29 protein-coding genes and 2 pseudogenes are annotated in these 26,003 nt (G+C 61.5%); 13 read left to right on the top strand and 18 right to left on the bottom strand.

Annotated features, from left to right (window positions below):
* Nucleotides 1-25 precede the first annotated feature (25 nt).
* Together AB4Y87_RS11095 and AB4Y87_RS11090 are read left to right on the top strand one after the other, a co-directional pair.
* A complete protein-coding gene (locus AB4Y87_RS11095; protein WP_442004397.1) occupies nucleotides 26-970 on the top strand; it encodes a LysR substrate-binding domain-containing protein in 945 nt (314 codons plus the stop codon).
* A 174-nt stretch (nucleotides 971-1,144) separates the two neighbouring features.
* Nucleotides 1,145-1,315 carry a hypothetical protein gene (locus tag AB4Y87_RS11090; RefSeq protein ID WP_442004396.1) on the top strand — a complete coding sequence of 57 codons (171 nt, stop codon included), beginning with the start codon at nucleotides 1,145-1,147 and terminating at the stop codon, nucleotides 1,313-1,315.
* A gap of 194 nt (nucleotides 1,316-1,509) precedes the next feature.
* Here the strand turns inward: AB4Y87_RS11090 and AB4Y87_RS11085 are convergent, their stop codons facing one another.
* Nucleotides 1,510-2,184 (bottom strand): 4-carboxy-4-hydroxy-2-oxoadipate aldolase/oxaloacetate decarboxylase, encoded by a 675-nt coding sequence (locus AB4Y87_RS11085; RefSeq protein WP_442004395.1) that lies wholly within the window; start codon nucleotides 2,182-2,184, stop codon nucleotides 1,510-1,512.
* A 21-nt stretch (nucleotides 2,185-2,205) separates the two neighbouring features.
* Nucleotides 2,206-3,414: an aspartate transaminase gene (locus AB4Y87_RS11080; RefSeq protein WP_442004394.1), complete on the bottom strand. Its 1,209-nt coding sequence runs from the start codon at nucleotides 3,412-3,414 to the stop codon at nucleotides 2,206-2,208.
* A gap of 200 nt (nucleotides 3,415-3,614) precedes the next feature.
* On the opposite strand from AB4Y87_RS11080, the gene AB4Y87_RS11075 reads away from it, so the two are divergent.
* Nucleotides 3,615-3,989 carry a nuclear transport factor 2 family protein gene (locus AB4Y87_RS11075; RefSeq protein ID WP_442004393.1) on the top strand — a complete coding sequence of 125 codons (375 nt, stop codon included), beginning with the start codon at nucleotides 3,615-3,617 and terminating at the stop codon, nucleotides 3,987-3,989.
* Between the two features lie 54 nt (nucleotides 3,990-4,043).
* Here the strand turns inward: AB4Y87_RS11075 and AB4Y87_RS11070 are convergent, their stop codons facing one another.
* The 7 genes from AB4Y87_RS11070 to AB4Y87_RS11040 all read right to left on the bottom strand — a co-directional run bounded on the left by AB4Y87_RS11070 (nucleotide 4,044) and on the right by AB4Y87_RS11040 (nucleotide 11,033).
* Nucleotides 4,044-4,490 (bottom strand): hypothetical protein, encoded by a 447-nt coding sequence (locus tag AB4Y87_RS11070; protein WP_442004392.1) that lies wholly within the window; start codon nucleotides 4,488-4,490, stop codon nucleotides 4,044-4,046.
* A gap of 50 nt (nucleotides 4,491-4,540) precedes the next feature.
* A complete protein-coding gene (locus AB4Y87_RS11065; protein ID WP_442004391.1) occupies nucleotides 4,541-5,344 on the bottom strand; it encodes an HpcH/HpaI aldolase family protein in 804 nt (267 codons plus the stop codon).
* Nucleotides 5,329-6,114 (bottom strand): 2-oxo-hept-4-ene-1,7-dioate hydratase, encoded by a 786-nt coding sequence (gene hpaH / locus AB4Y87_RS11060; protein WP_442004390.1) that lies wholly within the window; start codon nucleotides 6,112-6,114, stop codon nucleotides 5,329-5,331. Before hpaH ends, AB4Y87_RS11065 begins: the two co-directional genes overlap by 16 nt.
* 3 nt (nucleotides 6,115-6,117) lie before the next feature.
* Nucleotides 6,118-7,215, bottom strand: coding sequence for a 3,4-dihydroxyphenylacetate 2,3-dioxygenase (gene hpaD / locus AB4Y87_RS11055; RefSeq protein ID WP_442004389.1), 1,098 nt, complete (start codon nucleotides 7,213-7,215; stop codon nucleotides 6,118-6,120).
* 30 nt (nucleotides 7,216-7,245) lie between these two features.
* Complete coding sequence (hpaE, locus tag AB4Y87_RS11050; protein ID WP_442004388.1) at nucleotides 7,246-8,790, bottom strand: 5-carboxymethyl-2-hydroxymuconate semialdehyde dehydrogenase; 1,545 nt, start codon at nucleotides 8,788-8,790, stop codon at nucleotides 7,246-7,248.
* 85 nt (nucleotides 8,791-8,875) lie between these two features.
* Entirely contained in the window at nucleotides 8,876-9,544 is a 669-nt protein-coding gene (locus tag AB4Y87_RS11045; protein ID WP_442004387.1) for a GntR family transcriptional regulator, read from the bottom strand.
* The gene (locus AB4Y87_RS11040) at nucleotides 9,537-11,033 is read right to left on the bottom strand and encodes a fumarylacetoacetate hydrolase family protein (RefSeq protein WP_442004386.1); all 1,497 of its coding nucleotides are present in this window, start codon (nucleotides 11,031-11,033) and stop codon (nucleotides 9,537-9,539) included. Before AB4Y87_RS11040 ends, AB4Y87_RS11045 begins: the two co-directional genes overlap by 8 nt.
* A gap of 149 nt (nucleotides 11,034-11,182) precedes the next feature.
* On the opposite strand from AB4Y87_RS11040, the gene AB4Y87_RS11035 reads away from it, so the two are divergent.
* Together AB4Y87_RS11035 and AB4Y87_RS11030 are read left to right on the top strand one after the other, a co-directional pair.
* Entirely contained in the window at nucleotides 11,183-11,752 is a 570-nt protein-coding gene (locus AB4Y87_RS11035) for a YdeI/OmpD-associated family protein (protein ID WP_442004385.1), read from the top strand.
* A 72-nt stretch (nucleotides 11,753-11,824) separates the two neighbouring features.
* Nucleotides 11,825-12,529, top strand: a pseudogene (locus tag AB4Y87_RS11030) (alpha/beta fold hydrolase).
* 97 nt (nucleotides 12,530-12,626) lie between these two features.
* Here the strand turns inward: AB4Y87_RS11030 and AB4Y87_RS11025 are convergent.
* Nucleotides 12,627-13,076: a hypothetical protein gene (locus tag AB4Y87_RS11025; protein ID WP_442004384.1), complete on the bottom strand. Its 450-nt coding sequence runs from the start codon at nucleotides 13,074-13,076 to the stop codon at nucleotides 12,627-12,629.
* 185 nt (nucleotides 13,077-13,261) lie between these two features.
* Here AB4Y87_RS11025 and AB4Y87_RS11020 point away from each other — a divergent pair, with 185 nt between their 5' ends.
* The 4 genes from AB4Y87_RS11020 (at nucleotide 13,262) to AB4Y87_RS11005 (ending at nucleotide 15,425) form a co-directional block, all read left to right on the top strand.
* The gene (locus AB4Y87_RS11020; protein WP_442004383.1) at nucleotides 13,262-13,450 is read left to right on the top strand and encodes a CsbD family protein; all 189 of its coding nucleotides are present in this window, start codon (nucleotides 13,262-13,264) and stop codon (nucleotides 13,448-13,450) included.
* A gap of 328 nt (nucleotides 13,451-13,778) precedes the next feature.
* Nucleotides 13,779-14,051 (top strand): GlsB/YeaQ/YmgE family stress response membrane protein, encoded by a 273-nt coding sequence (locus AB4Y87_RS11015; RefSeq protein WP_442004382.1) that lies wholly within the window; start codon nucleotides 13,779-13,781, stop codon nucleotides 14,049-14,051.
* Entirely contained in the window at nucleotides 14,044-14,304 is a 261-nt protein-coding gene (locus AB4Y87_RS11010; RefSeq protein WP_442004381.1) for a hypothetical protein, read from the top strand. Before AB4Y87_RS11015 ends, AB4Y87_RS11010 begins: the two co-directional genes overlap by 8 nt.
* Nucleotides 14,305-14,522: 218 nt before the next feature.
* Complete coding sequence (locus AB4Y87_RS11005) at nucleotides 14,523-15,425, top strand: AraC family transcriptional regulator (RefSeq protein ID WP_442004380.1); 903 nt, start codon at nucleotides 14,523-14,525, stop codon at nucleotides 15,423-15,425.
* Here the strand turns inward: AB4Y87_RS11005 and AB4Y87_RS11000 are convergent.
* The 4 genes from AB4Y87_RS11000 to AB4Y87_RS10985 all read right to left on the bottom strand — a co-directional run bounded on the left by AB4Y87_RS11000 (nucleotide 15,374) and on the right by AB4Y87_RS10985 (nucleotide 18,103).
* Complete coding sequence (locus tag AB4Y87_RS11000; RefSeq protein WP_442004379.1) at nucleotides 15,374-15,928, bottom strand: cysteine hydrolase family protein; 555 nt, start codon at nucleotides 15,926-15,928, stop codon at nucleotides 15,374-15,376. The genes AB4Y87_RS11005 and AB4Y87_RS11000 overlap by 52 nt on opposite strands.
* Nucleotides 15,929-15,954: 26 nt before the next feature.
* Nucleotides 15,955-16,884 carry an SDR family oxidoreductase gene (locus AB4Y87_RS10995; protein ID WP_442004378.1) on the bottom strand — a complete coding sequence of 310 codons (930 nt, stop codon included), beginning with the start codon at nucleotides 16,882-16,884 and terminating at the stop codon, nucleotides 15,955-15,957.
* Nucleotides 16,885-16,976: 92 nt separating this feature from the next.
* Complete coding sequence (locus AB4Y87_RS10990; RefSeq protein ID WP_442004377.1) at nucleotides 16,977-17,780, bottom strand: DUF1206 domain-containing protein; 804 nt, start codon at nucleotides 17,778-17,780, stop codon at nucleotides 16,977-16,979.
* A gap of 119 nt (nucleotides 17,781-17,899) precedes the next feature.
* The gene (locus AB4Y87_RS10985; protein ID WP_442004376.1) at nucleotides 17,900-18,103 is read right to left on the bottom strand and encodes a hypothetical protein; all 204 of its coding nucleotides are present in this window, start codon (nucleotides 18,101-18,103) and stop codon (nucleotides 17,900-17,902) included.
* 263 nt (nucleotides 18,104-18,366) lie between these two features.
* Here AB4Y87_RS10985 and AB4Y87_RS10980 point away from each other — a divergent pair, with 263 nt between their 5' ends.
* Nucleotides 18,367-18,702 (top strand): hypothetical protein, encoded by a 336-nt coding sequence (locus AB4Y87_RS10980; RefSeq protein ID WP_442004375.1) that lies wholly within the window; start codon nucleotides 18,367-18,369, stop codon nucleotides 18,700-18,702.
* Between the two features lie 56 nt (nucleotides 18,703-18,758).
* On the top strand, nucleotides 18,759-19,259 hold the full coding sequence (locus AB4Y87_RS10975; protein ID WP_442004374.1) for a methyltransferase family protein: 501 nt from the start codon (nucleotides 18,759-18,761) through the stop codon (nucleotides 19,257-19,259).
* A gap of 76 nt (nucleotides 19,260-19,335) precedes the next feature.
* Here AB4Y87_RS10975 and AB4Y87_RS10970 read toward each other — a convergent pair whose 3' ends face one another.
* Together AB4Y87_RS10970 and AB4Y87_RS10965 are read right to left on the bottom strand one after the other, a co-directional pair.
* On the bottom strand, nucleotides 19,336-19,851 hold the full coding sequence (locus AB4Y87_RS10970; RefSeq protein ID WP_442004373.1) for a cyclophilin-like fold protein: 516 nt from the start codon (nucleotides 19,849-19,851) through the stop codon (nucleotides 19,336-19,338).
* Nucleotides 19,852-19,999: 148 nt separating this feature from the next.
* Nucleotides 20,000-20,464: a MarR family transcriptional regulator gene (locus AB4Y87_RS10965; RefSeq protein WP_442004372.1), complete on the bottom strand. Its 465-nt coding sequence runs from the start codon at nucleotides 20,462-20,464 to the stop codon at nucleotides 20,000-20,002.
* A gap of 106 nt (nucleotides 20,465-20,570) precedes the next feature.
* Here AB4Y87_RS10965 and AB4Y87_RS10960 point away from each other — a divergent pair, with 106 nt between their 5' ends.
* Nucleotides 20,571-21,827 (top strand): FAD-dependent oxidoreductase, encoded by a 1,257-nt coding sequence (locus tag AB4Y87_RS10960; protein ID WP_442004371.1) that lies wholly within the window; start codon nucleotides 20,571-20,573, stop codon nucleotides 21,825-21,827.
* Here AB4Y87_RS10960 and AB4Y87_RS10955 read toward each other — a convergent pair.
* Nucleotides 21,776-23,153: pseudogene (locus AB4Y87_RS10955) on the bottom strand (MFS transporter). The gene AB4Y87_RS10960 and the pseudogene AB4Y87_RS10955 overlap by 52 nt on opposite strands.
* Nucleotides 23,154-23,285: 132 nt before the next feature.
* Between AB4Y87_RS10955 and AB4Y87_RS10950 the strand changes: the two are divergent.
* Entirely contained in the window at nucleotides 23,286-24,512 is a 1,227-nt protein-coding gene (locus AB4Y87_RS10950) for a GAF domain-containing sensor histidine kinase (RefSeq protein WP_442004370.1), read from the top strand.
* 66 nt (nucleotides 24,513-24,578) lie between these two features.
* On the opposite strand, the gene AB4Y87_RS10945 is transcribed toward AB4Y87_RS10950, so the two are convergent.
* A complete protein-coding gene (locus AB4Y87_RS10945; protein WP_442004369.1) occupies nucleotides 24,579-25,982 on the bottom strand; it encodes a protein kinase domain-containing protein in 1,404 nt (467 codons plus the stop codon).
* Nucleotides 25,983-26,003: the final 21 nt, after the last annotated feature.

The raw sequence follows: 26,003 nt of genomic DNA, 5'->3' as shown, positions 1-26,003 counted from the left end.
ACGTGGCCCCTCCAGGAAGGCAGACATGGATACGCGCAAACTCGCATACTTCGTGCAAATCGTTGACTCCGGGAGCATCACCAAGGCAGCTGCTGCCCTCCATGTTGCCCAGCCGGCCCTTAGTCAGCAGGTGTCTGCGCTGGAAAACGACCTCAAGCAGCGCCTGCTGATCCGCAGCAAGCAAGGCGTTGAACCCACCGCAGCGGGACACACCCTCTACCGCCACGCCCAGTCGATTCTGCGCCTGGTTGAACAGGCCCGGCAGGACGTGGCCACCTCAGGCGCCGCACCCTCCGGCAGGGTTTCCATCGCGATCGCGCCCTACAGTATGGCGTCGAGCCTCACGCCCAGGATCATCAGCGAAGTCGGCCGACGCTACCCGGACATCGTGCTCCACCTGACCGAAATTTTCGGCGGCGTCCTGAGCGAGGCCATCAAGAACGGACGCCTCGACATGGCACTGATCTATGAGCCGGGAAAGATCCGGGGCGTGCAATTTACCACCATGATCGTCGAAGACCTCCACCTGGTGGTCCACCCTGATGTGGATGTCAACCACGGCAAGGACACAGTCACTCTTGCGGAAGCGAGCAAGGTGGGCCTGTTCCTTCCGGAGAAGAACCACACTTTGCGCCAAATCATCGAGAAGGGCCTGGCAGATCACGAGCTACCGCTCCGCCTGGTGGGCGAAGTGGAGTCCGTACCCTCCTTGACCAGACTCATCCAGGCAAACCTTGGCGGCACGGTCCTGCCCAAGTCTGCGGCCGATGCCCTCTTCCCGGACCAGGACTTCAAGGTGCTGCGGATCGTTGAGCCCGGGCTGCAAAGCAAAATCGCCCTCTGCACTCCGGACCACGAGCCACTGTCCGAAGCCGCCTCGGCGGTGCTCTTGGTGGTCAAGGAGATGCTGCATCAACAACTCATCAGCAAGTACGGCGCCGACCCCGTGCAGTTGCCGGCCCATCCATAACAAACACTTATCCGGACAGACAGCTTTGGTCTTATTCAGCAGCGTCTTAATTTCCTAGTATCGAATTAGCAAGAAATTCGAAGCAGCTCACGGATTCCGCGGGCAAGTTCAAAGGAAACAACGGTGAAAAGGATCAGCACAACCGGATGGGTTTCGAATCCAACCCGCGGAACGATGAGCGCACGAACAGGATTTCACTGCCCACGAAATGGCTTTTGGCGTCCGACCGGCGGCATTGGTGAACCACTGTTCGTCTTTGAGGGAAGCTTGATGCCCGCCCACGCCGGCAACAGCATCGAATGGCACTTGGTGGACACCCGCCCCGGACACGCCGGACTCGACTGAGCCCCTCAGGCCCAAGCCTCCCGCGAAACCCGGCCAGCCGCCGTCGTACGTCAACAAAGTCGTACATCAACCAAATCTGCAGCACCCCAAGGCGCCCTGCCACTGGCAAGGCGCCTTTCCCATGCCCGATTGCGGCGTCAAGAAGGGCCGGCCGCAACGCCTCTTACGACGCGCGACCGGCCCATTGCCGACGGTTAGTCCTCGACCAGGAGGCCCTTCTCCTTGAGCTTCTCCGCCAGGCCGCAGAGCTCAATGGTGTTGCCGCCATCGTGGTACAGCTTGATGAGTTCACGCTCATGGTCGTCGCGGGCCTGGGACAAAGCGATGACTTCCTCGGCCTCCTCACGGCGGACAACCACCACGCCGTCAGCGTCACCGCGCAGGATGTCGCCGGGATAGATGATTTCGTCGCCGAAGACGAGTGGATGATTGATCGGGCCGAGCGTTTCCTTGACTGTGCCCTTGATGCTGATGCTGCCCGAAAAGACGGGCAGGCCCAGCTCGATCAGGTCCTGCGTATCCCGCACACCGGAATCGGTGACCATCGCGGCGATGCCCTTGGCCTTCATGGCGTTGCCCAGGACGTCGCCGAAGGTGCCGGCCTCGGCCATTTCCTTGGCACTAACAAGGACCACATCGCCGGCCTGTGCGTAGTGGATGGCGACCTGGAGCATCAGGTTGTCCTGCGGTGCACAAGCGACCGTGACGGCCGGGCCGCAGAAGGACATGGAGCGGTCGATCGGCTTGATCCTGGAGCTCAAAGCCCCGCGGCGCCCCTGTGCCTCGTGAATGGTCGCCGAGGAAAAGGCAGCGAGGCGGCTGACGACGTCGGCATCGGGTCGCTCGAACTTGGTCTTAACGTGGATCATTTTCAAAATCTTTCTGTGGGCTTAGGAAAGTGCGTTGATGGCGTCGCGGATCGAATCCACGCCGGCGTTGATGGTCTCCAGCGATGTGGCGAAGGAGATCCGGAAGTAGGGTCCCAGCCCGTAAGCCGAGCCTTGAATGACAGCGACGCGTGCAGCGTCCAGCAGGTAAATCGTGAAGTCCTGGTCGTTCTGGATGACCGTGCCGTCGGGCGCGGTCTTGCCGATGACGCCCGAGCAGTTCACGTACGCGTAGAAGGCGCCTTCCGCTGGCGCAACGGAAAGCCCATTGATAGCGTTCAAACCCTCGACGGCGGCGTCCCGGCGTTTGCGGTACACCTCCACACTGTCGCGGACGAAGGATTGATCTCCGTTGAGCGCCGCTACAGCCGCGGCCTGGCTGATGGACGACGGGCACGAGGAGGTCTGCGATTGCAGTTTGTTCATGGCCGCGATCAAGGGGGCCGGGCCGACGCCGTAGCCAAGGCGCCAGCCGGTCATTGCATAGGCCTTGGAGACGCCGTTGACCAGGAGGATCCGGTCCTTGAGCGCCGGCACAGCGGCAACCAGGCTCGTGACGCGGCCATCGCCGAAGTGAATTTCGTCGTAGATCTCGTCAGTGAGGACAAGGACGTGCGGGTGCTCCTCGAGGACGGCTCCGAGTGCCTGCAGTTCCTCGCGGGAATACACGGCGCCGGTCGGGTTGGACGGAGCGTTGAGGATGAGCCACTTTGTTTTGGGGGTGATGGCTTTTTCCAGGGCGGCCGGGGTCAGTTTGAAGCCTGCATCTTCCCCGCACGGGACGATCACCGGGGTGCCGTCGTTGGCCAGGACCATGTCTGGATAGGAAACCCAGTACGGCGCCGGGACGATCACTTCGTCGCCTGCATTGAGCGAGGCCATGAGCGCAACGTAGAGGACCTGCTTGGCACCCCCACCCACGGTCAACTGGTTCGGTTCGTAGTGGTGGCCAGTGTGATTTTCGATCTTGCGCAGGATGGCGGTCTGCAGTTCCGGCGTCCCGGTCACCGAGGTGTACTTGGTCTCGCCGGCCTTGATCGCCTCGATGGCTGCGGCCTTGATGTGGTCAGGAGTGTCGAAGTCCGGCTCGCCGACGGTCAGGTCGATGATCCGGATGCCTTCAGCTTTCAATTCGCGGACGCGGGCGGCGGCCGCAACGCTGGCTGAGGACTTGATGCGGGTGACCCTCGACGCCGGCAGGTAGTCGGACATGTCTCCTCCAGGAATGTGGAACCCAGGACGCGCGGATTCACGCGTCCCCTTTTTCGAGACTAGGGATTCGCGAGCGCTGTGGATAAGACCTAATGTGCGTGGATCTATAAGGGACTCTTATGACTCGCGGCCCCGCCGAGCCCGAGCTCCCGCGCAGCTCAACCGTTGAGGGTCCGGTCTATAACGGGTAGAACGGAAGCATGACCGACGTGAACTCGTGGATGAGCCAATACATAAGCGCGTGGACCTCGAACGATCCCGACGACATCCGGGCATTGTTCACTGAGGACGCCATCTATTACGACAGGCCGAACACTGAATCCCCGTGGAACGGCCATGAAGAAATCGTTACAGCATGGTTGGAGGCCGGGGATAAGCCCGATGACTGGACTTTCGAATGGACGCTCCTTGGCCAGGACGGAGACACGGCTTTCGTCCAGGCCGTCACTACGTACCTCAACGATCAGCCCACGTACGACAACCTTTGGGTCATCCGCTTTGCCGAGGACGGCCGTGCGCGCGAATTCACCGAGTGGTATATGGAGCGCAAAGACACCCCCGCCGAACCCAACTAATACGAAAGTAGGGCGGGCCAGATATACGGCGGCGCCGCTCACCCGCTACTTGGTTCAGTAGCGGGATGGCTTGCTGATCAGCACATTCTCGTGGACCAGGGTCCAGCCCTGATATTCCGGTCGGTTTGTGTCGACGCCGTCGTTGATGAGCTTTGCCTCTGTACCGTCCCCGCCAGAGATGGTGACAATCTGCTCGCTTCTCGCGACCGCTGAGCAACCCGCCCTCCACCGCTCCGGCAGTCCTACAGGTACCGCAATCAAGCAGACGGCCCCGGACGTGGAACTTTTAGCCCCGAAGTACTTCACGTCATCGAAGGTTGCCAGCAATCGGGCTGTCCCGGCCTCGACGTTCAGATCCACGCCGGTAAGGCTCACGGACTCCGGGAGCTTGTCCTCCGCCGTCGCTTCCCGGTTCAGAACTTTCAACCCGGCCGGAGCCGAGCAGCCAGTAAACGCAAGCGCGGCGACCACGGAAAACACAGCTATCGCACGACGATTCATAGCGCTGCCCCCTCAGGCTCTGGTTCGTCGAGCCTAACCCATCCGGGAGGTCAGTAGCTGTCGCGATCCGCCGTTTCGGACACGGGAATGAACGTCGAAGCGAAACCTTCGGACGCCCGGGCCAGGACAGAAACATCGGCGCCTACCAGTACAAAGGAGGCACCGGCGTCGAGATAGGCGCGGGCGGTGGACTCGTTGAAGGCGTTCACGCCTGCTGGCTTGCCGGCCGCTTTGGCGGCCTCGAGGCAATGCTCGACGACGGCCCTCACCAAGGGATTTTCCTGCTGTCCCAGCAAACCCATGGAAGCTGCGAGGTCCGAGGGGCCAAGGAAGATGCCGTCCACGCCGTCGACTGCCAGGATTTCCTCCACGGCCGAAGCCGCTGCCTCTGATTCAATCTGAACCGTGAGGCTGATCGATTCTGAAGCCGCAGCAAGGTAGTCAGGAACGCGGTTCCAGCGCGAAGCCCTGGCCAATGCCGAACCCACACCGCGAACGCCCAGCGGCGGATAGCGGACGGCGGAAACCGCGGACGCCGCTTCGAAGGCAGAATTCACCATGGGAATTAGGAGGTTCTGCACGCCGAGGTCAAGGTATTGCTTGATGACTACGGTGTCGTTGACCGGCGGCCGGACCATGGCCTGGACGGGGTAGCCACTCACGGCATGGAGTTGGGCGAGGATCGATTCCAGACCGTTGGGGCTATGCTCGGCGTCGATCAGAAGCCAGTCCAGCCCGGATCCCGCACAGACCTCAGCCACCAACGGACTACCCGAACAGACCCACATGCCAGCCAACGGACGGCCGGCCTCTGAGAGTGCTGAATAGAAGGTGGGGCTCAGTCGAAATTGCATGTCACGACTCCCAAAGGTCCGTAGTCCGCGTGTACGGTATCACCTTTGTACACCCACATGGGGCGGGTAAACGAGCCCGCAAGGATAATATCTCCGGCCTTCATCGAGTCCCCGTGCGCGGCGATTTTATTGGCCAGCCAGTGCACGCCGTTGGCCGGGTGATCAAGCACTCCGGCTGCCACCCCGGTCTCTTCCACAGTCTGGTTTTTGTACAGAATCGCGGAGACCCAGCGGAGGTCGACGGCGTCAGGACGCACTGGTCGGCCACCTATCACCATGGCCCCCATGGCGGCATTGTCCGAAATGGTGTCCACGATGGTCCGGCCCTCCATTTCGATCCTGGAGTCCAGGATTTCGAGGGCCGGAACCACGTAGTCGGTGGCATTGAGGACGTCGAAAATCGTGCAGCCAGGGCCCTTGAGGCCGTCCTTCAGCACGAATGCGAGCTCCACCTCGACGCGAGGGTGCGTGTACTGGTCCCATTGCACGGAGCAGCCGGTTTCCAGGACCATGTCATCGAAGATCGCCCCGTAGTCCGGCTCGGTAATCCCGGTAGCGGCCTGCATTGCTTTGGACGTGAGGCCGATCTTGCGCCCCACCAACGTTCGCCCGGCTTCTTCGTTCCGTCGCCGCCACAACTGCTGGACGGCATAGGAATCCTCCACCGTCATGTCAGGGTAGCGGGCGGTGAGGCGCGGGACCGGCTTGCGGTTCCGGCCGGCCTCAAGCAGCTCGTCGGCAATGGCTTCGATCGTCTTCGCGTCCATCATGGTTTAGACCTGCGCCCCCAGTTTGAAACCTTCAGCAGCCTCGGCGGATGATCCGGAGGGACGAGTGTAGGAGAATCCGTCAGCGCCTACGGTGACGGCCATTTCGGACTTCTCTTCGCGTTCGATGACGGGCTGGGGGTTGCCGTCGAGGTCCAGGACCAGGGAGGCCTCGGTGTACCAGGACGGGACCACGGGGTTGCCCCACCAGTCGCGGCGCTGGTTGTCATGGACGTCCCACGTGACGGTGGGGTTGTCCGGATCGCCGGTGTAGTAGTCCTGGGTGTAGATCTCCACGCGGTGGCCATCCGGGTCCAGGATGTAGAGGTAGAACGCGTTGGACACGCCGTGGCGTCCTGGGCCGCGTTCTATGCGGTCGGAGATGCGCAGGGCGCCCATTTTGTCGCAGATTTGGATGATGTTGTGCTTCTCGTGGGTCGAGAAAGCGATGTGGTGCAGGCGGGGTCCGTTGCCGCCGGTCAGGGCGGTGTCGTGCACGGTCTGTTTGCGGTGCATCCAGGCGGCGTACGTGACGCCGTCGGAGTCCTTGATGTCTTCGGAGACGCGGAAGCCGAGGTCCTCCAGGTACTTACGGCCGCGCGGCACGTCCGGGGTGACCTGGTTGAAATGGTCAAGGCGGACCAGTTCGCCGGCGGAGTAGAGGTCGTAGCGCTGGGTGAGGCGCTCCACGTGCTCCACGTCGTAGAAGAACTCGTACGGGAAGCCCAGCGGGTCCTCCACCCGGACGGAGTCGCCCACTCCCTTGGTGAAGCCTTCCTTGCGGCGCTCCACCCGGCACCCGAGTTCGCGGTAATAGGCCTCGGCAGCGTCCACCTCGGCCGGGGACTTCACGCGGTAGGCGAAGGCAGCGGCGGCGGCGACCGGTCCCTTGCGGAGGACCAGGTTGTGGTGGATGAACTCCTCGAAGGAGCGCAGGTAGATGGTGTTCTCGTCCTCCTCTGTGACATGCAGTCCCAGAAGGTCAACGTAGAACGCACGGGACTTGGCGAGATCCGTGACCACGAGTTCAAGGTAGGCGCAGCGGACGATATCCGGGGCCGGGACCGTGGGGGTGGGGATGGGGCCAGTGAAGGGGTTGCTCATGATGGTCTCTCTTCGTTGAAAGGGGAGGTGTTAGCTGTCGCCCGCGGAAGCGGAGTCGTCGATGCTGCCGAACTTGGGGGTGTGCACGGAGCCGAGGGTGATGTGGACGGCCTGCTGATCGGTGTAGAAATCGATCGAGCGGTAGCCGCCTTCGTGGCCCAAACCGGAAGCTTTGACACCACCAAACGGGGTGCGGAGGTCGCGGACGTTGTGGCTGTTGAGCCACACCATGCCGGCTTCGACGTTCTGTGAGAAGTTGTGGGCACGGGTCAGGTTCTGCGTCCAGATGTAGGCCGCCAGGCCGTACTTGGTGTTGTTCGCCAAGGCGAGGGCTTCGTCGTCGTTCTCGAACGGCGTGATGGCCACAACGGGACCGAAGATTTCCTCCTGGAAGATCCGCGCATCAGGCGCGACGTCGGCAAACACCGTGGGTGCGATGTAGTTGCCTTCGGGCAGGTGGTCGGGTCGGCCGCCACCGGCAAGCAGCCGGCCTTCCGACTTGCCGATCTCCACGTACGACGCCACTTTCTCGTAGTGCTCGGGGTGGACCAGCGCACCTACTTGGGTCTTGGGATCGTGCGGGTCCCCGACCACGATGTTCTTGGCACGGGCAGCGTACTTTTCACAGAATTCATCGTAGATGGCCCGTTCGACCAGGATGCGTGAGCCGGCGGTGCAGCGTTCGCCGTTGAGGGAAAAGACACCGAACAGCGCGGAGTCGATGGCGGCGTCCAGATCGGCATCGGCGAACACGACGCACGGGGACTTCCCGCCGAGCTCCATGGACAGGCCTTTGAGGTTGGCTGCCGCATTGCGGAAAATCGTCTGGCCCGTGGTGGTCTCACCGGTGAAGGAGATCAGCGGCACGTCAGGGTGCTTCACCAGTGCGTCACCGGCTTCTTCGCCCAGGCCGTTGACCAGGTTGAACACGCCGTCGGGAAGGCCAGCATCCTTGAAGATCTGCGCCCATAGTGACGCGGACAAAGGCGTGAACTCGGCAGGCTTGAGGACCACGGTGTTGCCGGTGGCCAGTGCGGGAGCGAGCTTCCAGGACTCCAGCATGAACGGGGTGTTCCACGGCGTGATCAAGCCCGCGACGCCGATTGGCTTGCGGTTCACGTAGTTGATCTGTGAGCCGGGGACCTTCATGGCGTCATCGAACTGTGCCACGATCAGGTCCGCGAAGAAGCGGAAGTTCTCGGCTGAACGCAACGCCTGACCCTTGGATTGGGTGATCGGCAGGCCGGTATCAAAGGTCTCCAGTTCGGCCAGGCGCTCTTCCTGGGCCTCCACGGCGTCGGCGATTTTGTTCAGCACACGGGCGCGTTCGCGCGGCTTCATCCTCGGCCACGGGCCATTGACGAACGCTTCACGGGCGGCGGCCACGGCGAGGTCGATGTCTTCCTTCTGGCCAGCGGCTGCTGTGGCGTAATTTCCGTTGGATACCGGGTCCAGGACGTCAAAAGTCTTCCCGGAAACGGAGTCAACGAACTCGCCGTTGATGAAGTGCTGGATGTGCGTGGGGAGGTTCTCCGGCACGTGATGCTTTGCTGATGTTTCTACAGGGGTCGTCATCGTTGTCTTCCTTTTTCATCCAACGCGGGGTCACTTATGGCCCATGTTGAGTGCGTTTGGGGGCCATAAGTGACCCCGCGTTGCTTTAGTTGGTAGTGGCGAGGTACGCGTCCAGTGTTGCGGCGCGGTGCCGGCGGGCGGCGTGTTCGATGGTGTCGGCGTCCGCTCCAGACTCGATGAGCTGCAGCAACGCCTCGTGTTCCCGCACCGATTCCTGCGCGCGGCCGGGAACGAAGCGGAACGTCGAGGAGCGGAGCGACGCGAGCCGGTTCCATCCGCGGTGGACCAGATCAAGAATGTGCGGATTCGGGCAGTGTTCAAAGAGGACGCTGTGGAAGTCCTGGTTCAATGCTGTGAAACGAACGGGATCGAAGTGCTCCAGGCATTCCCGCATTTCCTCGTTCACGGCGCGGGCCCGCGCAATCGCAACGGAATCAATCAACGGCGCGGACAACGCAGTGGCGGCACCCTCCACAATGCTCAGCGTCTGCATCGTGTACAAATACTCGGTGGGATCAATTCCGGAGACGGTGGCACCAACGTTCCGCTCGAACTTCACCAGGCCTTCGGCCTCCAAGCGGCGGATCGCTTCCCGCACGGGGACCACGCTGAAGCCCAGGTCCTCGGCGATCTTTGCGAGCACCAGCCGGTAACCCGGCGTGTAGATGCCTTCCACGATCCTGGCCTTGACGGCGGTATACGCCTGTTGGGACTTGCTTTGTGCAGCGGCGCTTTCGACGGCGGTTTCAGTCACTTTGGGCTCCTTGCCGGCTCTGCCAATCAGTAAACCTGGCCTGCCACTCCTTGTTCATGGGGTACAAACCATCAACACTGTTGCCTTCCTTGACCATCTGGAAGATGAACGCTTCTTCCTTTTCCTGCTGGATGCAGTCATCCACCAGTTCTTCCGCGATGGCCGGCGGGATCACCAGGATGCCGTCCGAATCGGCAACGATGATGTCTCCCGGCTGAACTGTTGCACCACCGCAGGCAATGGTGATGTCTGTATCCCAAGGAATGTGCCGGCGTCCCAGGACTGCCGGGTGCGGATTCGCGAAATACGTTGGCATCTCCAGATCGGCCACTGCGGAGTAGTCGCGGACGCCACCGTCGGTGATGATCGCAGCGGCTCCGCGGACCTGGGCCCGGAGGGCGAGGATGTCGCCAACAGTGCCGGTGCCCTTCTCACCGCGGGCCTCCATCACGAGGATTTCGCCTTCATTCACGGAGTCGATCGCGCGTTTCTGTGCATTGAATCCCCCGCCGTGGGTCTTGAACAGATCCTCGCGGTTGGGCACATAGCGCAGGGTCCGAGCCAGTCCAACCACCTTGCGGTCCGGGCGCGTGGCCTGCAGGCCGTCGATGCTCACGTTGTTCAGTCCGCGCTTGCGGAGCTGGGAAGAAAGCGTGGCTGTTGCGACGCTTTCCAGCTTCGCCTTCAGCTCGGGCGTCAGGACGGAGACGTCAGCAGGCAGGCCCGCCGCTTCACGCGATCCGAACGCCTCTTCCCGCTGGGTGTCATCAGTCTTGGGCTTGGCACCAAAGTCCGCGAACGGCGTCGTACCTTCCGTTACTTTGGTGGTCAGGCGGCCGCTGCTGAAACCGCCGCCACTGACCTCAATTTCGACGACGTCACCCGGCTTGGCGACCGACGCGCCGGCAGGGGTGCCGGTGAGGATAATGTCGCCCTCTTCGAGCGTGAGCAACTGGGAGAGGTCCGCGACGAGTTGCGTAAACGGGAACAGCAGGTCCTCGGTGGTGTCATCCTGGACGATGTCGCTGTTGTGCCAGGTGCGAATCCGCAACTCTGTGGGATCAACGGCGTCGGCAGGGATCAGCAAGGGCCCCACAGGCGTGAACCCATCGCCGCCCTTGGACCGGACGTTGGAGCCCTTGTCTGCGTAGCGGAGGTCGTATACACCCAGATCGTTGGAAGCGGTCACCCACTCGACGTGGCTCCACGCGTCCTCGAGGCCAACGCGGCGGGCTGACTTACCAATGACGAGGGCGATTTCGCCTTCATATCCAAGAAGTTCGCAGCCGGCCGGGCGCTCAACGATGCCCGGAGCGTCCGCGGAACCAAGCGCCAGGGAAGATGGTGGCTTCAAGAAGTACGACGGCTGCCCAGGGGTGCGTCCGCGCTGGGCAGCACGGCTAGGGTAATTGATATGGACGGCAATGACTTTGCGCGTACGGGCCAGCATGTCTTGGCTGACTTCCTCGGTCCGAAACTCCAATGTCACGGCGCCTCCTCCTGATCGAACATCTATCGAGTACGAAATCGTATACGATAACTATTGCCCTTGAAGAGCAAGCCGTCAACCCCTTTCCCCAAACACATTCGTCCGGCCATAGTGGTTGTTCTTAGCCCCAAAGCACTGGAAGGAAGTACGTGCCGGAAAAGAACGAGCTCCAGCTGCTCAGGTTTGCCAACGGTTCCGAATGGGAGTCGTGGCTCGCCGCGCACCACCAAACAAGCGCCGAAGCCTGGCTCGTGATCGGCAAGAAGAACGCCGGTGCCGAACTACTCAGCATCCGGGAGGCCCTGGACGGTGCCCTATGTTTCGGCTGGATCGACGGACAGCGCAAAGGAAATGACGAAGCGACTTTCCTGCAGCGCTACTCTCGCCGCCGGGCTCGGAGCTCGTGGTCGCAGGTGAACGTTGGGAAGGCGGAGGCGCTGATCGAATCCGGGCGAATGCATCCCGCCGGGTTGGCTGAGATCAACGCTGCAAAGGCTGATGGCCGCTGGGAAGCCGCCTATGTTTCGCAGGCCAACGCGGAGGTCCCGGAAGACCTTGCAGCGGCGTTGGCCGGTAACCCAGCGGCCGGCGAGGCCTTCGAGCGTCTCGGGAAGACAGAGCGGTACCTCATCATCCTGCAGTTACTCAAGGCCCGTACTCCGGACTCGCGGGCGAGGGCAATGGCACGTTGCCTTGGGAAGCTGACAGGGAAGGCGTAAATTCTGCTGGATCATCGGATGATCCAGCAAAAATGAGTGCATCCTTCCCGTGGACTCCCGTAGGGTACCGGCATGGACATCATCCTTGTACCTGGTTTCTGGTTGGACGCGTCATCGTGGGCGGAGGTCACGCCGCCGCTTGTGGCAGCTGGACACACGGTTCACCCCCTCACGCTTCCCGGACTGGAGTCCGCTGATGCCCCTCGCGCCGGGATTGGCCTTCGGACACACATCGACGCCGTGGTGGACAAGGTGGACTCCCTTGGCGGCAATGTGGTCCTGGTGGGCCATTCAGGCGGCGGCGCCATCATCCACGGCGCGGTTGACGCCCGCCCGGACCGCGTAGACAGGGCCGTCTATGTGGACAGCGGCCCGCTCGGCGAGGGCGGCGTGATCAATGACGAACTGCCCGAGGACGGCGACGAAATCCCGCTCCCACCTTGGGAAGGCTTTGAAGACGCGGACCTCATCGACCTGACCGATGAGCTCAAGGAAGCCTTCCGCGCACGGGCCATTCCGGAACCCAAGGGCGTCGCCTTCGACCAACAACACCTTCACGACGTTCGGCGCTACGATGTGCCGGCCACCATCATCGCCTGACAGTTCCCGTCATCACTGCTTCAGGAATGGATGGACGCCGGGCACCCGTTCACGGCCGAACTCGCGCGGATTCGGGACGTGGACTACATCGACCTACCCACCGGTCACTGGCCACAGTTCACCAAGCCACGCGAACTTGGCGAAGCCATCCTGAAAGCCGTCGAGCGCACCAAATAACGCTCGACGCTCAACAAGCAACGCTCGACGGCGGGATGGGCCTTGCGGGCAAGAGGAACCCGCGGGCACGCGAACCCTGAGGCTTGTCGCCAGGGGGTCAGGGCTTGGCCGGCGTATTGGTCGCCGGCCCTTCCGGCGCTGCACCGCCTTCGTCGGTCCAATCGCTTCCTGTGTTGTCATCGAGGGCAGGATCGGATACTACGTCCGGCCTGACTGGAGGCGTCGAGGTAGAAGCCGGAGCGGAAGCAGAAGCAGAGGAGCCGGTGCTGGAGTTGGCGTGCGGCCCGGACTTCGACTCCAAGATGCCCGGAAACATCGTCTCCGCCTTCTCCAGGAGCTTCTTGCCCGCTGCGTACAGATTGTCCAGGATGTCAGGGACTGATTCCTGGACGGTTTCAGTGGCCTGATGGACGTTCTCCTGAACCTCCGGGTTCTTCCAAACCTTTTGGGCGCCTCCACGAACCCGCCGGTACACCTCCGGCCAGGACTTGGACCCCCATACGTAGCCAACAGCAATGCCGGCGGCGAACAATGCTTTCCCTTTCACAGGACCCACTCCTTTCGAGGTGCTTTTCCTACGACACTAGTCCGGCCTTCACCTGCTGTCACGCGCACATTCAGGATGGTGGGTTAACGTTCATTTGCTGAATTCGAAAAGAGGACTAAACTTTAATGCCAACCAGCGGAAAACCCGCAGGCCACAACCACATGGCAACCCGAGGAGTGAAAACCATGGGACTGGATGACAAGATCAAGAATGCCACGGAAGAAGCAACGGGCAAGGTCAAGGAAAAGACCGGCGAAGCCACTGGCGACAGGGACCTCCAGGCCGAGGGCGCGGGCGACCAAGCGTCGGCCAATGTGAAGCAGGCTGGCGAGCACGTCAAGGACGCCGCGAAGGACGCCTTCGGCGATAAGTAGCCGGATTTCAAGGCCACACCACCCCCGTCCGAGGGGCAGGAATCCTAGACCGGCAAAATAGCAAGGTTACTTGCTGTTGTTCCCGGGACCAGCTAGCGTTGCTGTTGTAGTACTACGGTCCGGCCCCTTGGACATGAGTGCTTTTGGCTGCACTTGATAAATTCAACGACGTTTGAAACAGGCGTTTGCAAAATAACGTCCCGCCCCATATTCCACTGGGCCTCATATGGCCCTGTTACAGCACTTATCCGCTGGAACTGACAACCGATGAACGGAACCGCTTCACCGAGTTCATGGAATTTCCATCAACAAGAAAGTAGGAGCAAAAATGGGTTTCTTTGGTTTTCTTTTGCTCGGCCTTTTGGCTGGGGCTATCGCAAAGCTTATTCTTCCCGGACGCCAAGGAGGAGGCTGGTTCGTTACCTTGCTGCTCGGCGTCGTTGGCGCCCTGTTGGGCGGCTGGATCGGTGGCCTGATCTTCGGCGAGGGACTGACACAATTCTTCGCCATTCGGACGTGGCTACTGGCCATTGGCGGATCCATTGTCGTTCTGCTGATTTACGGCCTGGCCACAGGGGGACGTCGCGCCCACCATGGCTGAAGAAACCACGCCCAACACCAACCAGGACGACCTTGAGGGTCAGTATGCAGAAGGTGATTACGGCGCTGCCGGTGCATCTCCTGAGGCCCTGAAGGAAGACGCTGGCGGGGACTACACCGCAGGCGACTACGCCGAGAAGACCGTCCCTTCCGCGGATGCGGAGCTCGACGAGCGCAACACGGAAGACACCCCCGAGGACAGGCCGTTCTCGTCCGAGCCGGATGACGAAGCTTCCGGCTCAGGACATCCCTAATATTCAGGCATCCGCAAGGTCCTGATAACCACAAGAACCCGGAGACTGCAGTTGCAGCCTCCGGGTTCTTGCTTTGCCGGGGTCCTGGCATTGCGAAATCCGTTGACCTGGTCCTGATCCTCGTGGGGTTGATATCGGAGCCTGATATTTTCGGGCATGGATAGTCGGGGCAGCGACTGAGCCGCCACCGTAGCGTGATGGTCAGGAATGGAGGGACAGTGCAGGAATGGACGAGGGCGCTTGAGCTCATCGAGCAGGACCTTACCGAATCGGTGGAGGTCAGCATGTTGGCGCAAACGGCATTGACGTCTGAATATCACTTCAGGAGGATGTTTGCCTCCTTGGCTGGCATTCCGATTTCGGAGTACATTCGTCGACGCCGCCTTACGTCCGCCACCGCAGAGATCATCGCCGGCGGAACGGTATTGGATGTTGCCCTCCGCTACGGATATGGATCGCCCGAGGCATTCACACGTGCCTTTAAGGCCATGCATGGGCTGACTCCCTCAGAAGCACGGCAACCTGGCGCAGTCCTCCATTCCCAGCCTCAGTTGAGGTTCCACCTCCGCATTGAAGGGAATACTGTCATGAAGCACCGAATAGTCAACAAGGAGGCCTTTCATCTGATCGGCCTCAGAGCCCGGGTTCCGCTGGTCCACGAAGGTCCTAACGCTGCAATCATCGAATTTCAACGCAGCATTGACCCGGATGCGACAAAGCGACTGATGGCGCTGGCCGACGTCGAGCCATCGGGGCCCCTGTCCGTAACGGACAAGATTGACGAAGGGCGCCGCGAAGGCAGTGAGCTGGACTATTGGCACGCGGTGGCTTCAACCAAACCCGCTCCGGAAGGTTTCGAGCGCTTGGACATCCCCGCTGGCCAATGGGTGGTGTTCGAAACGGAAGGAAGATTCCCGGATGTCCTGCAGCGCATGTGGGCGGACGCTGCTACTGAGTGGTTCCCGGCCAACCCTTACTTTTGGGCACGCGGCCCCGAACTGCTCAGTGTTAGGCCGGATCCGGATGGCACCCGCGGGAGCGGGCAACTGTGGATTCCCATCGAGTCCAGTCAGGGGCCCTTCAAGAGTTTCAGCACCTCGTCGAGTGGCAAAACCTTCTGACGATATTCACGGGTAAGAACCCGGAGGACTGCCTCGGCGGCCTCCGGGTTCTCTGTTGCCACGGCTTCAGCCGCGTAAATCACCCGGATGTTATGGGCGAAAGCGTCAGCAGCGGTCTGCGCGATGCAGTTGTGGGCCGAAACCCCAGCCAGAATGACGGTTTCCACACCCCAGTTCCTGAGGCGCATCCCTAAGTCCGTACCAACGAACGCGCTGTCGCGGGTTTTGACCATCTGCGGGAATTCGGCGGTCACCAGGCCAGGTACGAAGCTGGCCTGCTCACTTCCCCTGAAGATGAATCCTTGGTCATCGTCCAGCATGTTCAGGCTCCATGTGGATTTGTCCCGCTCGTGCTGGGTGCCAACCAAGAGGACGTTTGCCCCTGCCTCGCGCGCTGCGCTGGTCAACGAGTTGCAGGCGGCAACAACTTCTTCCTGACGCCGCTTCAGGGCCGGTTCCTCAAAAAAGGCGTTCTGCATGTCGATTACCAGTACAGCAATCATGCGCGCATACCCTTTCCTGTCCTGGGTCAGAGACCCTTGCCGCCGGTCACCGGCAGCACAGCTCCAGAAATATAGGAGCCTTCGTCAGATGCAAGGAGCACATAGGCCGGCGCCAGCTCAGCCGGTTGTCCGGCGCGACCCAGTGGCGTGTCCTGACCAAACGTTGGAAGCTTGTCCGGCCACTCGGTAGCGGGAATCAACGGCGTCCAAATCGGTCCCGGGGCCACGGCGTTGACGCGGATTCCTTTGGGACCGAGTTCCTCGGCCATGGCTTTGGTGAAGGCTACCTGGGCGGCCTTGGTCATGGCATAGTCCACCAGCTGGACGGAAGGATTAAAGGCCTGAATGGACGCCGTGACGATGATCGAAGCTCCCGGGCGGAGATGGGGAATCGCAGCTTGTGCAGTCCAGATCAGTGAGTACAGGTTGGTTTTGAAGACCCGATCAAATTCCTCGGTGGGGATGGTTTCCAAGCCCTCACGGTTCTTTTGGTACGCAGCGTTCAGGACCACGACGTTGAGCCCGCCAAGCTCCTGTACTGTGCGCTCCACAATCTCGGCCGCAAACTTTTCGTCGCGCGCGTCTCCTGGCAATAACAAAGCCTGCGCTCCGCACTCACGGATCCATTCCGCCGTCGACTTCGCGTCTTCCTCTTCCTCCGGAAGGTAGCTGATGGCGACGTCGGCACCTTCGCGGGCATATGCTATGGCCACAGCAGCGCCGATGCCTGAGTCACCCCCAGTGATCAGGGCTTTCTTGCCTTGGAGGCGACCGTGCCCAACATAGCTGGATTCACCGTGATCGGGCTGGGGGTTCAAGGGCTTGGTCAGGCCAGGCTGTTCCTGTTCCTGCTGGGGAAATTCCTCGGAGTGATATCCGCTCCGGGGATCCTTGGGCGCCGAAGTAAGGCGATGATCCCCGTTTGCTTGCTGTCCGCTTGGGTCGGCTTGAGTCATGGTTCTGGCCTTTCTCAGATGTCTGATTCCCGGCATTCGACGCTACCGTTGGCTGTACCCAGGCACTATCGACTCTAAACGCGCTGTGAGGGCTAGGTCCGCAGCGTTTTGGCCTTCACCATGAGGAACAGCCCATAGGCGATCAGGCCAACGGCAACCGCTGCCAAGAGGTACGGGCCATACGGTTGCTCCCTTAACGCCCGCAGGCTTCCATCAAGTCCTGTGGATTGCTCGGGCTGAACGCGCACTGCTGCAATGACCACCAGCAGGCCAACGAGCAACAGGGCTATGCCTTTGGCGACGTAGCCCACAACGCCAACACCCGACTGGAACTTTCGGGCCGGCTCTTTGTAGGACAGCGCCAGGTCCTTCTCGAAAGTCCTCATGAAGCCGCGCACTGCGAACACGATGCCGGTGATCATGATCCCGGCGCCAATTGCGACAAGCAGGACTATCCCGAATGGCGCTTTCATGAGGGTCACAGTCACATCGCTGGCCGACTCCCGACTGTTTTTTCCCTTGCCCATGGTGAACGAGAGGATAGTGGCCGCCAGTCCCGCAAAGACTATCGCCTGGCCAACTGCGGAAAGCCGCTTGGAAGGCTTGTTGTCTGACTTCCTGCGGTAGCCGAGGGTTGCGTTGCCCAATTGCCACAAGGCCAAGGCAGCGCAGGCGCCGAAGCACGCCCAGAGCAGGATGGGACCCACCGGTTGCGCGGCCAGTTGGGCAACGGCGCCACTGACGTCCGCTTCACCGCCGCGCCCAAAGGCGAGCTGAAACGCAATAACTCCTATGAGTAAGTGCAGGAGTCCGCTGACGGCATAACCAGCCCTGGCAACAGTCTCCAGGCCACGTGAGTTTGAGGCTTCCTCGGCCGCATCAGCGGCCTTCTTCATCTCCTCTTTGATGACAAGCCTCCTTATTATTTTGTGACTTGTCACCATGGTGCCACTCGAATGAGTACAAGACCACGGGCGGGCACCTTTGGTGCCCACCCGTCAAAGTTCAAATGTTCCTAGAAACCACACACCGACTGCGGCCAGATGCTCCGAAGCCCCATACCCAGAGGGTTGAAGTGCTCGCGGATGGACGTGACCGCACGGGCCTGGCCGGGGACTTCGCCGCCATGGCCGCCAGCCTCTGCTGTGTGCGGGAAGGGGTCGGACGTCACGTGGGCAGCTCCGGTATTCAGGGACGTGGCTGCGATCTGGTCAGGCATTTCGGTGGTCCTTCCTGAAAGTTCCCATCAACTCCATTGGCTGATAGTTCAACCATGGGACGGGGCCCTCAAGAAGGACGCCGGGTCATCTCAAGATTCAGTCAAGATTCCACAGCGCAGGGAAAGCACGTTCAGAAGGCGAAAATGACCTGGAGTTGCTGCCTGCTCGGGAGGAAGGTCACGTCGTGATGTTGCGCAGATCACATTTGCTGCCTACGCTGGGGTGGCTGCAGCGTGGCAGCGAACGGATGAAAGGCAGCATATTGACCAGCGAGAAGCTCTCTGTAGTTGTTCGAGTCGACCTTGACGGAGCACAGATCCAGATCGCAGCAACCGGTCACGTGACCACGTCCAATCTCCACGCGCTTTATCCAATCGTCCAACGCACCAACAGCCTGGCAGACGGCAGGGACGTCGAGATGGACCTTACCGGGGCCATGATTGAGCCGGATGCACTTGAACAACTCCAGGGCTACGCGATGCTCCACGAGTTGCCGGTTCGTGTTGATCCCGGCCCAGCGGATCCGGATCTGGTGTCCCTGCCCGCCCTGCCGGCCCTGGCAGGATCGAAAATGGCGGGGGCTTGGCTGGCGGCGTGACTTGCGCTGGGGTGCAACTTGCGCCGGCCCTCAAGCCGAGGACTAACCTGACTGCCATGAGTCAGTCAACGCGCGCCTGGATTGGGACCATCGTCTTCCTTTTCCTCGCGCCCGGCATCGTGGCAGGTCTCATCCCGTGGCTCATCTCTGGATGGCGGCTTTACGACTGGGACGGCGTGGCGTGGCTGGTGGTGCCCGTCGCCTGGATCGCGATCACCCTAGGTGTGGCTTTCCTGCTTCACGCCTTCGTGCTGTTCGCCCTTCACCGGGGAACACCCGCACCGGTTGCGCCGACCCAGACGCTGGTCGTGACCGGGGTTTATCGATTCGTGCGCAATCCCATGTACCTCGCGGTGCTCTCAATTATCCTCGGACAAGCCCTGCTCTTCGGCAGTTGGTGGCTGGTGGTCTACGCCGGGGTGCTTCTCATCGCCGTCGTCACTTTCGTGAAGGGTTACGAGGAACCCACCCTCACTGAGACGTACGGCGAGCAGTACCTCGAGTACCGGCGCAACGTTCCGGGGTGGTGGCCGCGGCTGACGCCTTGGCGCGGATAACGGCGGGACGGGCATCGGGCTTCTGTGCTTCGCCCCTCCACGGATGCCATGAGCCAGTCCCATAGGCGGCTGGCGTTCAGTCCCTCAGGCTCAGGGTGGCTTCGAAACGTCCGCTGCGATCACGGATTGCCGCAAGGTCCTCGAAGTGTCCAATCCGTACAATTCCGGTGAAATGCCCCACAGGTTCGTAGTAGAGGACCAGGGTCTGGCCCGGCGCGTAGTAACCGATCGTCAGCGGATCAGCGTCATCGCCGGCCGGAACGCCGTCGAGGGACAAGGGCGCCGGTAGTTCAGCATGCTTCTCCTGCCCGCCAAAGTCAGTGAAGGACAGCGTCAGGGGAAACTGGTCAATCAGTGAGCGGGCGGTCGCGTTCCCTGACAGACTTCCGTTCACGGTCCGTCCGTCAATCTGGATGGTGATTGGAGTGTCTTCGGGGGTCTCTTTGGCTGTCATCGTTTGGGTTTCCTCCGTGCGGGCAGTTTCCTGCGGCGTCGTCGCTGTGTTTGTCGTGGCTGGACTGCCCGAAGCCGTCGTGCACCCGGTAAGGGCGAGGGTCAGCGCCGTGATCACGACCAGAGTTTGCGTCCTCATTCGCATGCAGAATGTCTCCTCGGCGGCAAAGTTCGATTCATTCCAGCAAAACAGCTGACGACGGCGAGCGGGAGCCCCTGCCGTTACAGGTACTGAAAGGGACCCTCTGAGAAGGCGACGGTCATGGTGGGGAAGTCCCCCGGCCAACTCACTGGCTCAGCCGAACGGCCGCCTCCTGCTGGACGCGGGCAGCCTTGCTTGAGTAGTCGGCGATGATCCGGAGTTCGTCGTCGCTGTAGCCTTCCAGCAGCGCGGCCATCCCGGCCATGAAATCGGTGAAGTAGGGTGCAGCGGCGGCAACCTGGTCACCGACGAGCTCGATCAGGACCTTCCGCTTGTCCTCGCCGTGCTTGACTCGCCGGGCCACGCCTTTGCTTTCGAGTCGCTGCATGAGTCCGGTGACCGATGCTGGGGCCAGCCCGGAGTGTTCACCGAATTCACCCGCCGTCATTGGGCCGTGGCGCAGCAGGATGTCGATCGCCTTGCCCTCAGTCGCCGACAGGCCCCGCAGTTCAGACAGTGTGGTGTGGAACATGATGGCGGCCGTGGACAGCTCCCTGCCCGAGGCATAAACAGCTTCCAGCAGAGCTTCGCGTTGCCCCTGATTCGTCATCCTCCGAGGCTAGCAAAGTCTTTCGCTTGACCGAAACGATTGACCTGCCCACCACTCAGGATTATATTTCTTTTAACCGAACGAAATAAATTACCCAGGAGCTCCCATGTTGAATTGTCTTGTCATCGGATCCGGCGTAGCCGGCCTTTCTACCGCTCTGTCACTCCAGAAAGCCGGCCACTCCGCCACCGTTTTTGAAGCGCACAGGGGGCCTTCTGAGGGTGTCGGCGCCTTCCTCACCCTCGCCGTCAACGGTTTCGACGCCCTGGACACTCTGGGCCTCAAGGAGGAAGCTTCGCAACTGGGCTTCAGCACCCCGCTCATGTCCATGTACCTGGGCAGCACGGGCCGCCACCTGATCGATTTCGATTTCGGCGGCACCCTCCCGGATGGCACCACGGCCCGGACCATGACCCGCTCGGAGCTATACGCCCTCTTGCACGAGGAGGCAGTCCGCCGCGGGATCCGGATCGAGCACGGCAGACGGCTGACAGCGGTGGAGGAACTGCCCGACGGCGTCACGGCCGTTTTCGACGACGGCACCTCCGCGCGCGGCGAACTGCTGGTGGGGGCTGACGGGCTGCGCTCGGCGGTGCGGCCGCTGATCGACCCCGCCTCGCCCGCACCCCGCACCATCCCGCTGCTCAACACGGGCGGCATCATTCCTGCCAACACTGCCGCCTTGTCGCTCAAGGATGTGGATCTGGGCGTGCCTCCGGGGCGCATGAAGATGGTGTTCGGCAAGCGCTGCTTCTACTGTTACATGCCCAGCCCGGACGGCCGGATCTGGTGGTTCGCAAATCCTCTGCAGCGCTCCAGCTCCGATCCGTCATTGCTGGGCCAGGAAGAACTCAGGGATTGGCTGACCGGGCTGGTGGCCGGAGATCGGACACCGATGGCGGCCCTCATTCGCGCCACGGAAGACATCATCAAGCCCTATTCAACCTTCGACTTCCCCAGCGTCCCCCGCTGGCACCGCGGCAGGATGGTCTTGGTCGGCGATGCCGCTCACGCCGCCTCCCCGTCCTCGGGGCAGGGCGCGTCCATGGCAATCGAGGACGCCGTTACGCTTGGTCGGGCCCTCCGGGGAGCCACAAGGGACGACACAGAGGGAAGCCTCCCTGCCAGGTTTGCGGCGTACGAAGCGGAGCGCCGGCCGCGTGCCGAGACGGTGGTGGCATGGGGCCGCCGGAATTCAGAACCCAAGGTCAGGAATCAGTTCACCCGGGTATTTCAGGACCTGGCCATGCGCGCTATTTTCCGGGGACTTGCCCGGAAGGCGGCCGACAACTTCGATTGGCTCTACGGCCATCACATCGACTGGGATGCCGTCTCCACGTATGACGCCGAGACCTTGCGGTAAACAGGCGTCAGGAACGCGATCAGTGCCGCGAGAATGAGAATGATGCCGGAGACCAGGAACACGAGGGCGATCCCGCGCGACGTACCTTGACCCAGCAGCGGTTCCAGTTGCGCGGCGCCCTCTGCGGAGCGGGCGTACGGGATGATCCAGAACTGGGCGAGCGGGGCGATGAGGAACGCTGTGATCGGCGCTGCGGCGGACTCGAAGGCCATGGCAAATCCGAATACCCTGCCCTGCCGGTTGAGGGGAACCACCTGTTGGATGACCGTCTGCTCGGCGGCTTCCACGATGGGAACCAAGGTCAGATACAGCCAGATGCCAGCCACGTAGAGCCACGCCCATTCGCGCAGGGTGAACACTGCACCAAGGAACCCCATGGCGGCGACAACGATGAGCATGGTCCGCAAGGGATTGGAGCCCAGCCCAAACTTTCCTACCAGTGCACCGCCCACCAGGAATCCGGTGGAGCCGACGGCGAAGAACGTTCCCCACATCTCAACGGAGAACATTTCCAATCCGTACGGATCCATCAAAGCCATGTACACACCGCCCACGAAGTTGTTGAACGTGGAAAATATGATCAATGCAAACAGCCCGGAGATAGCCAGCACAGCGGCAAGCGACCCCCCGGAAGTCGAAACCGCCCTTTGCGTCAGTGGCTGCCGCTTGCACCTCTTCGGGCATTCGCAAAGTGAGTAGGTGTGCGAACGCCAACGCGGTGAAAACCAGTGAAGCCACAATGGTCCAGCCCATGCCCAGCAGGCCCACTGACAATCCGGACAGGACCGAAGTAACAATGAACATAAGCCCTTGCACCATCCCCACCATGCCATTGGCATTGGCCCGGCGATCAGGCTCGATAAGGATGGTGACGGTGGTGGAGAGGGCAATGTTGCGAAGGTTTTCCACGACGGCACCCACGAGGGTGATCAGAGTGAAGACCCAGAACCACGGCTGTGTCAGGTCCAGCAGAAGACTCGTGGGGATGAGGAGAAACAACACTCCTGACAGCACGAACATCACCAGGGTGAACCCCGCGGCGAAGCGCATTATGGCAAGCTTGCGATACCTGTCCACGAACGTCCCGAAGCTGATGCTGGAGAGCGCAATCAGCAGCATGTAGGCTCCTCCGACTACCCCCGTGGCAATCACATTGCGCGTTTCCAGATAAACCCAGAACGTCAGGGCGAACCAGAGATAGCTTGTGGTGATATTTGCCAGGGCGGTGTTCACCAGGATCCCCATGAAAGTACGGGATCGCTGGGCCGGAGTGCGCAGGGAGAGGTCGATAACTTCAGTAACCCCAGCCGGTTCCTGCTCGGTCATGCGTTCCAGTGTACTTACACCAATTGCCGCAGATAAGGGCCGGCGCCGACCCAAACCGTGTGACAATCCAACCGCACTAACCTCCCGGTAGGATCGGCAAGGAATCCTAAAGAAGCCTGGGGGAAATTCTTGATGAAAGGTGTAAAAGGCCAACTGGCCTTCACCGGAGACTTTAGCCGGGATCTGGAGTTGCGGGAGTACGGCCTGGACCCCGGCGAGGATTCCACCCTGCTTCCCAACGCCGCCATAATGAGCGCGCTGCAGAACCTCGTGCGCCTTGCCACTGAGCTTTGCGGCGCCCCTTTCGGGGTAGTCAACATCATCAGCGCCGAGTACCAATACCAAATTGGTGCGTGGGGCGTGGAACCGGGCATGTGCTCACGAGAAGATTCCATGTGTGCCAAGGTGTTTCTCTCCCGCGAGATCACCGTTATCCCCGACGCTTCGCTGGATCCACGATCCGCCGACAACCCATTCGTCACCGGTGAATTGGGCAGGGTTCGGTTCTACGCTTCGGTTCCACTGCAAACAGAATCAGGATTCGTTCCCGGTACCTTGTGCGTCTTTTCCGATAAGGCCATGGAGATACGACCCGAGCAAGTCAGCATGCTGGAGGTCCTCGCCAAGCAGGTGGTGGAACTGTTGGAGCTGCAGCACCGCACCATCCAGCTGGATCGCACCTATGCCGAGCTGCGGGAGAGCAATGCCAAGTTGGCTGGGTTCGCGGGCCGTGTCAGCCATGATCTTCGCATTCCGCTCACCACCATCCTGGGTTACGTGGAGTTGGTGGAGGATGATCCCGACGTCCAAGCAGACAGCGTGGCAGCTAAATACCTGAGCCGGATCGGGGCGAGTGGCCGCCGAATGCTGGGGATGCTGGAAGACGTCCTGAGTTATTCGAGGGTGGGCGGCGGCATCCAGCCACAGCGGGTCTCACTTAAAGAGGCAGCAGGCGAGGTGGCCCGGGACCTGGGCATCGAGGACGACATCCTTGAAGTGCGGGACCTGAATCTCCAGGCAGACAAGGGCCAACTGCGCACATTGCTACAGAATCTGCTGTCCAACGCCATGAACTATCGCAGCCCCGAAAGGGATTTGCACGTCCGGATCAGCGGCGTCTCCAATTACCATGGCGCCACCATCTTCGTGGCCGACAACGGAAAGGGCATCCACGCGGCGGACCGGGCCAAGGTCCTGGAACCATTGGTGCGCCTGCGCCGCGAAGGTGACGGACCTGGCTCCGGCCTGGGACTCGCCACCTGCAGCAGCATCGCCAAGGCCCACGGCGGCGAACTCACACTCTCCGAGACAGCCGGCGGCGGAACCACGGTGGCAGTGAGCTTCCCAGCCGAACTATAGCGGCACGCAACGCAAGAAAACGTACGACGGCGACCTGCCGCCGTCGCGCGTTTCCCACCAAAGGCGTTACCCCCGACCGTTCCCCTTGCCCTTTTCGGACCTGGCGCCGCTCTTTCCGCCGCTCTTGGCATCCGCGACGTCTTGGGGCTCGGTATTTGCACCATCTTGGGCAGGCTCAGGGGCTTTAACGGCTGGCACCGGAACCGCTGGCTGATCTGGAACATCCACGACTTCGACGGCAGGTGCAACCGCTGGCGGTGCAGTCTCCACGGGAGCCGGCCCACTCGGCTGGGACTCAATGACGGAGACACCAGGATCCACCTGTCGTGTGGGCTCGGCTGAAGTCTCTGCCGAAAAGACGCCATTAGTGACCAACGCGAGCCCGACAGGAACGGCGAGGGCCGCCGCAACCAGCCCGGCGAGGATCTTCGGCCTCTTTCCGAGAGTCTTTGAACCAGTAGCGGAAGCACGCCTTCCCGGTGCCGTAGCTGCCGGACCGCGACTCGAAACCTGGACATGCGGCGGCCGTGACGGCACAGCCGGCACCGGTGCCAGCGATGGGGCTGCTGGCACCGACGGCAAGATTGCCGTTGCCATAGGCGGCAGCTTCCGACGTCGGCCTGCCAAGACTTCCTCGACCTCCGAGGCCGTCGGGCGTCGTTCAGGGTCCATGTCCGTCATCGCCTGGAGGAGTCCGCGCAGCCCGTTGGGGAGGTCTTCCGGGATCTCGGGTGCCCGGTGAAGGCGGGCCGAGGCCGTCTCTACCGGAGTTCCAGGGTATTCGGGCTTGCCTGTGAGGCACTCCAGGAGCACCAAACCCAAAGAGTAGATGTCGCTGGCCGGCGTCAGGTGCAGGCCTTGTGCCTGCTCCGGGCTGAGGTACTGGGCTGTGCCGACAGTGAACCCAGTGGCGGTGAGGCGGTTGTCCTCCATGACCAAGGCGACTCCGAAATCAGCCAGTTTCACAGATTCGGTGCCATCGGGCCCCTCGGAAACCAGGATGTTTGCCGGCTTGATGTCGCGGTGAATAACTCCTTGGGCATGCACCTGGGCAAGGGCGCCAGCCAGTCGCTCGCCAATGCGCGTGGTTTCGGGATGCGTCAGGGGCCCGTCGGACAATACGGCCTTCAGGTCACGGCCCCCTGCGAGTTCCATGACGAGGTAGGCGCGCTCTTCGTCATTGCGGGTATCAACGCCCGCATCGAAGGCGGCCACCAGGCCAGGATGGTCAAAGCCGGCGAGCAGCCGCATCTCGGTTTCCTGACGGGCCCTGAACGAGTCGTCGCCAGAGCCAGGCAGAAAGATCTTGATTGCTACGTCCCGGCCAAGGAGCAAGTCCGCGGCGCGGTACACCGTGGACATGGCTCCCCGGCCCAAAACAGGTCCCAGCTGGTAGCGGCCATCGATGATGGTGGCAGCCGCACTGGAATCGGTCACGTGGAACTCCACGGCCTCGTCATTGTTGCCCACGAATTGTCACGCCCTTCAGGC

This window comes from Paenarthrobacter sp. RAF54_2 (assembly GCF_052113945.1).
Classification (GTDB): Bacteria; Actinomycetota; Actinomycetes; order Actinomycetales; family Micrococcaceae; genus Arthrobacter.
Note: the sequence above shows the minus strand (reverse complement) of the source record. Positions and strands in the feature narration are given on the sequence as shown.

Bases quoted from the DNA above. Each gene is read 5' to 3' on its own strand.
- hpaH (WP_442004390.1), bottom strand. From the start codon at position 6,114: ATGATGGACGCGAAGACGATCGAAGCCATTGCCGACGAGCTGCTTGAG.
- AB4Y87_RS10985 (WP_442004376.1), bottom strand. From the start codon at position 18,103: ATGCCTGACCAGATCGCAGCCACGTCCCTGAATACCGGAGCTGCCCAC.
- AB4Y87_RS10975 (WP_442004374.1), top strand. From the start codon at position 18,759: ATGAGTCAGTCAACGCGCGCCTGGATTGGGACCATCGTCTTCCTTTTC.
- AB4Y87_RS11000 (WP_442004379.1), bottom strand. From the start codon at position 15,928: ATGATTGCTGTACTGGTAATCGACATGCAGAACGCCTTTTTTGAGGAA.
- AB4Y87_RS10995 (WP_442004378.1), bottom strand. From the start codon at position 16,884: ATGACTCAAGCCGACCCAAGCGGACAGCAAGCAAACGGGGATCATCGC.
- AB4Y87_RS11010 (WP_442004381.1), top strand. From the start codon at position 14,044: ATGGCTGAAGAAACCACGCCCAACACCAACCAGGACGACCTTGAGGGT.
- AB4Y87_RS11095 (WP_442004397.1), top strand. From the start codon at position 26: ATGGATACGCGCAAACTCGCATACTTCGTGCAAATCGTTGACTCCGGG.
- AB4Y87_RS10960 (WP_442004371.1), top strand. From the start codon at position 20,571: ATGTTGAATTGTCTTGTCATCGGATCCGGCGTAGCCGGCCTTTCTACC.
- AB4Y87_RS10990 (WP_442004377.1), bottom strand. From the start codon at position 17,780: ATGAAGAAGGCCGCTGATGCGGCCGAGGAAGCCTCAAACTCACGTGGC.
- AB4Y87_RS10965 (WP_442004372.1), bottom strand. From the start codon at position 20,464: ATGACGAATCAGGGGCAACGCGAAGCTCTGCTGGAAGCTGTTTATGCC.
- AB4Y87_RS10950 (WP_442004370.1), top strand. From the start codon at position 23,286: ATGAAAGGTGTAAAAGGCCAACTGGCCTTCACCGGAGACTTTAGCCGG.
- AB4Y87_RS11085 (WP_442004395.1), bottom strand. From the start codon at position 2,184: ATGATCCACGTTAAGACCAAGTTCGAGCGACCCGATGCCGACGTCGTC.
- AB4Y87_RS11020 (WP_442004383.1), top strand. From the start codon at position 13,262: ATGGGACTGGATGACAAGATCAAGAATGCCACGGAAGAAGCAACGGGC.
- AB4Y87_RS10970 (WP_442004373.1), bottom strand. From the start codon at position 19,851: ATGAGGACGCAAACTCTGGTCGTGATCACGGCGCTGACCCTCGCCCTT.
- AB4Y87_RS11075 (WP_442004393.1), top strand. From the start codon at position 3,615: ATGACCGACGTGAACTCGTGGATGAGCCAATACATAAGCGCGTGGACC.
- hpaE (WP_442004388.1), bottom strand. From the start codon at position 8,790: ATGACGACCCCTGTAGAAACATCAGCAAAGCATCACGTGCCGGAGAAC.
- AB4Y87_RS11090 (WP_442004396.1), top strand. From the start codon at position 1,145: ATGAGCGCACGAACAGGATTTCACTGCCCACGAAATGGCTTTTGGCGT.
- AB4Y87_RS11070 (WP_442004392.1), bottom strand. From the start codon at position 4,490: ATGAATCGTCGTGCGATAGCTGTGTTTTCCGTGGTCGCCGCGCTTGCG.
- hpaD (WP_442004389.1), bottom strand. From the start codon at position 7,215: ATGAGCAACCCCTTCACTGGCCCCATCCCCACCCCCACGGTCCCGGCC.
- AB4Y87_RS11080 (WP_442004394.1), bottom strand. From the start codon at position 3,414: ATGTCCGACTACCTGCCGGCGTCGAGGGTCACCCGCATCAAGTCCTCA.
- AB4Y87_RS11015 (WP_442004382.1), top strand. From the start codon at position 13,779: ATGGGTTTCTTTGGTTTTCTTTTGCTCGGCCTTTTGGCTGGGGCTATC.
- AB4Y87_RS11065 (WP_442004391.1), bottom strand. From the start codon at position 5,344: ATGCAATTTCGACTGAGCCCCACCTTCTATTCAGCACTCTCAGAGGCC.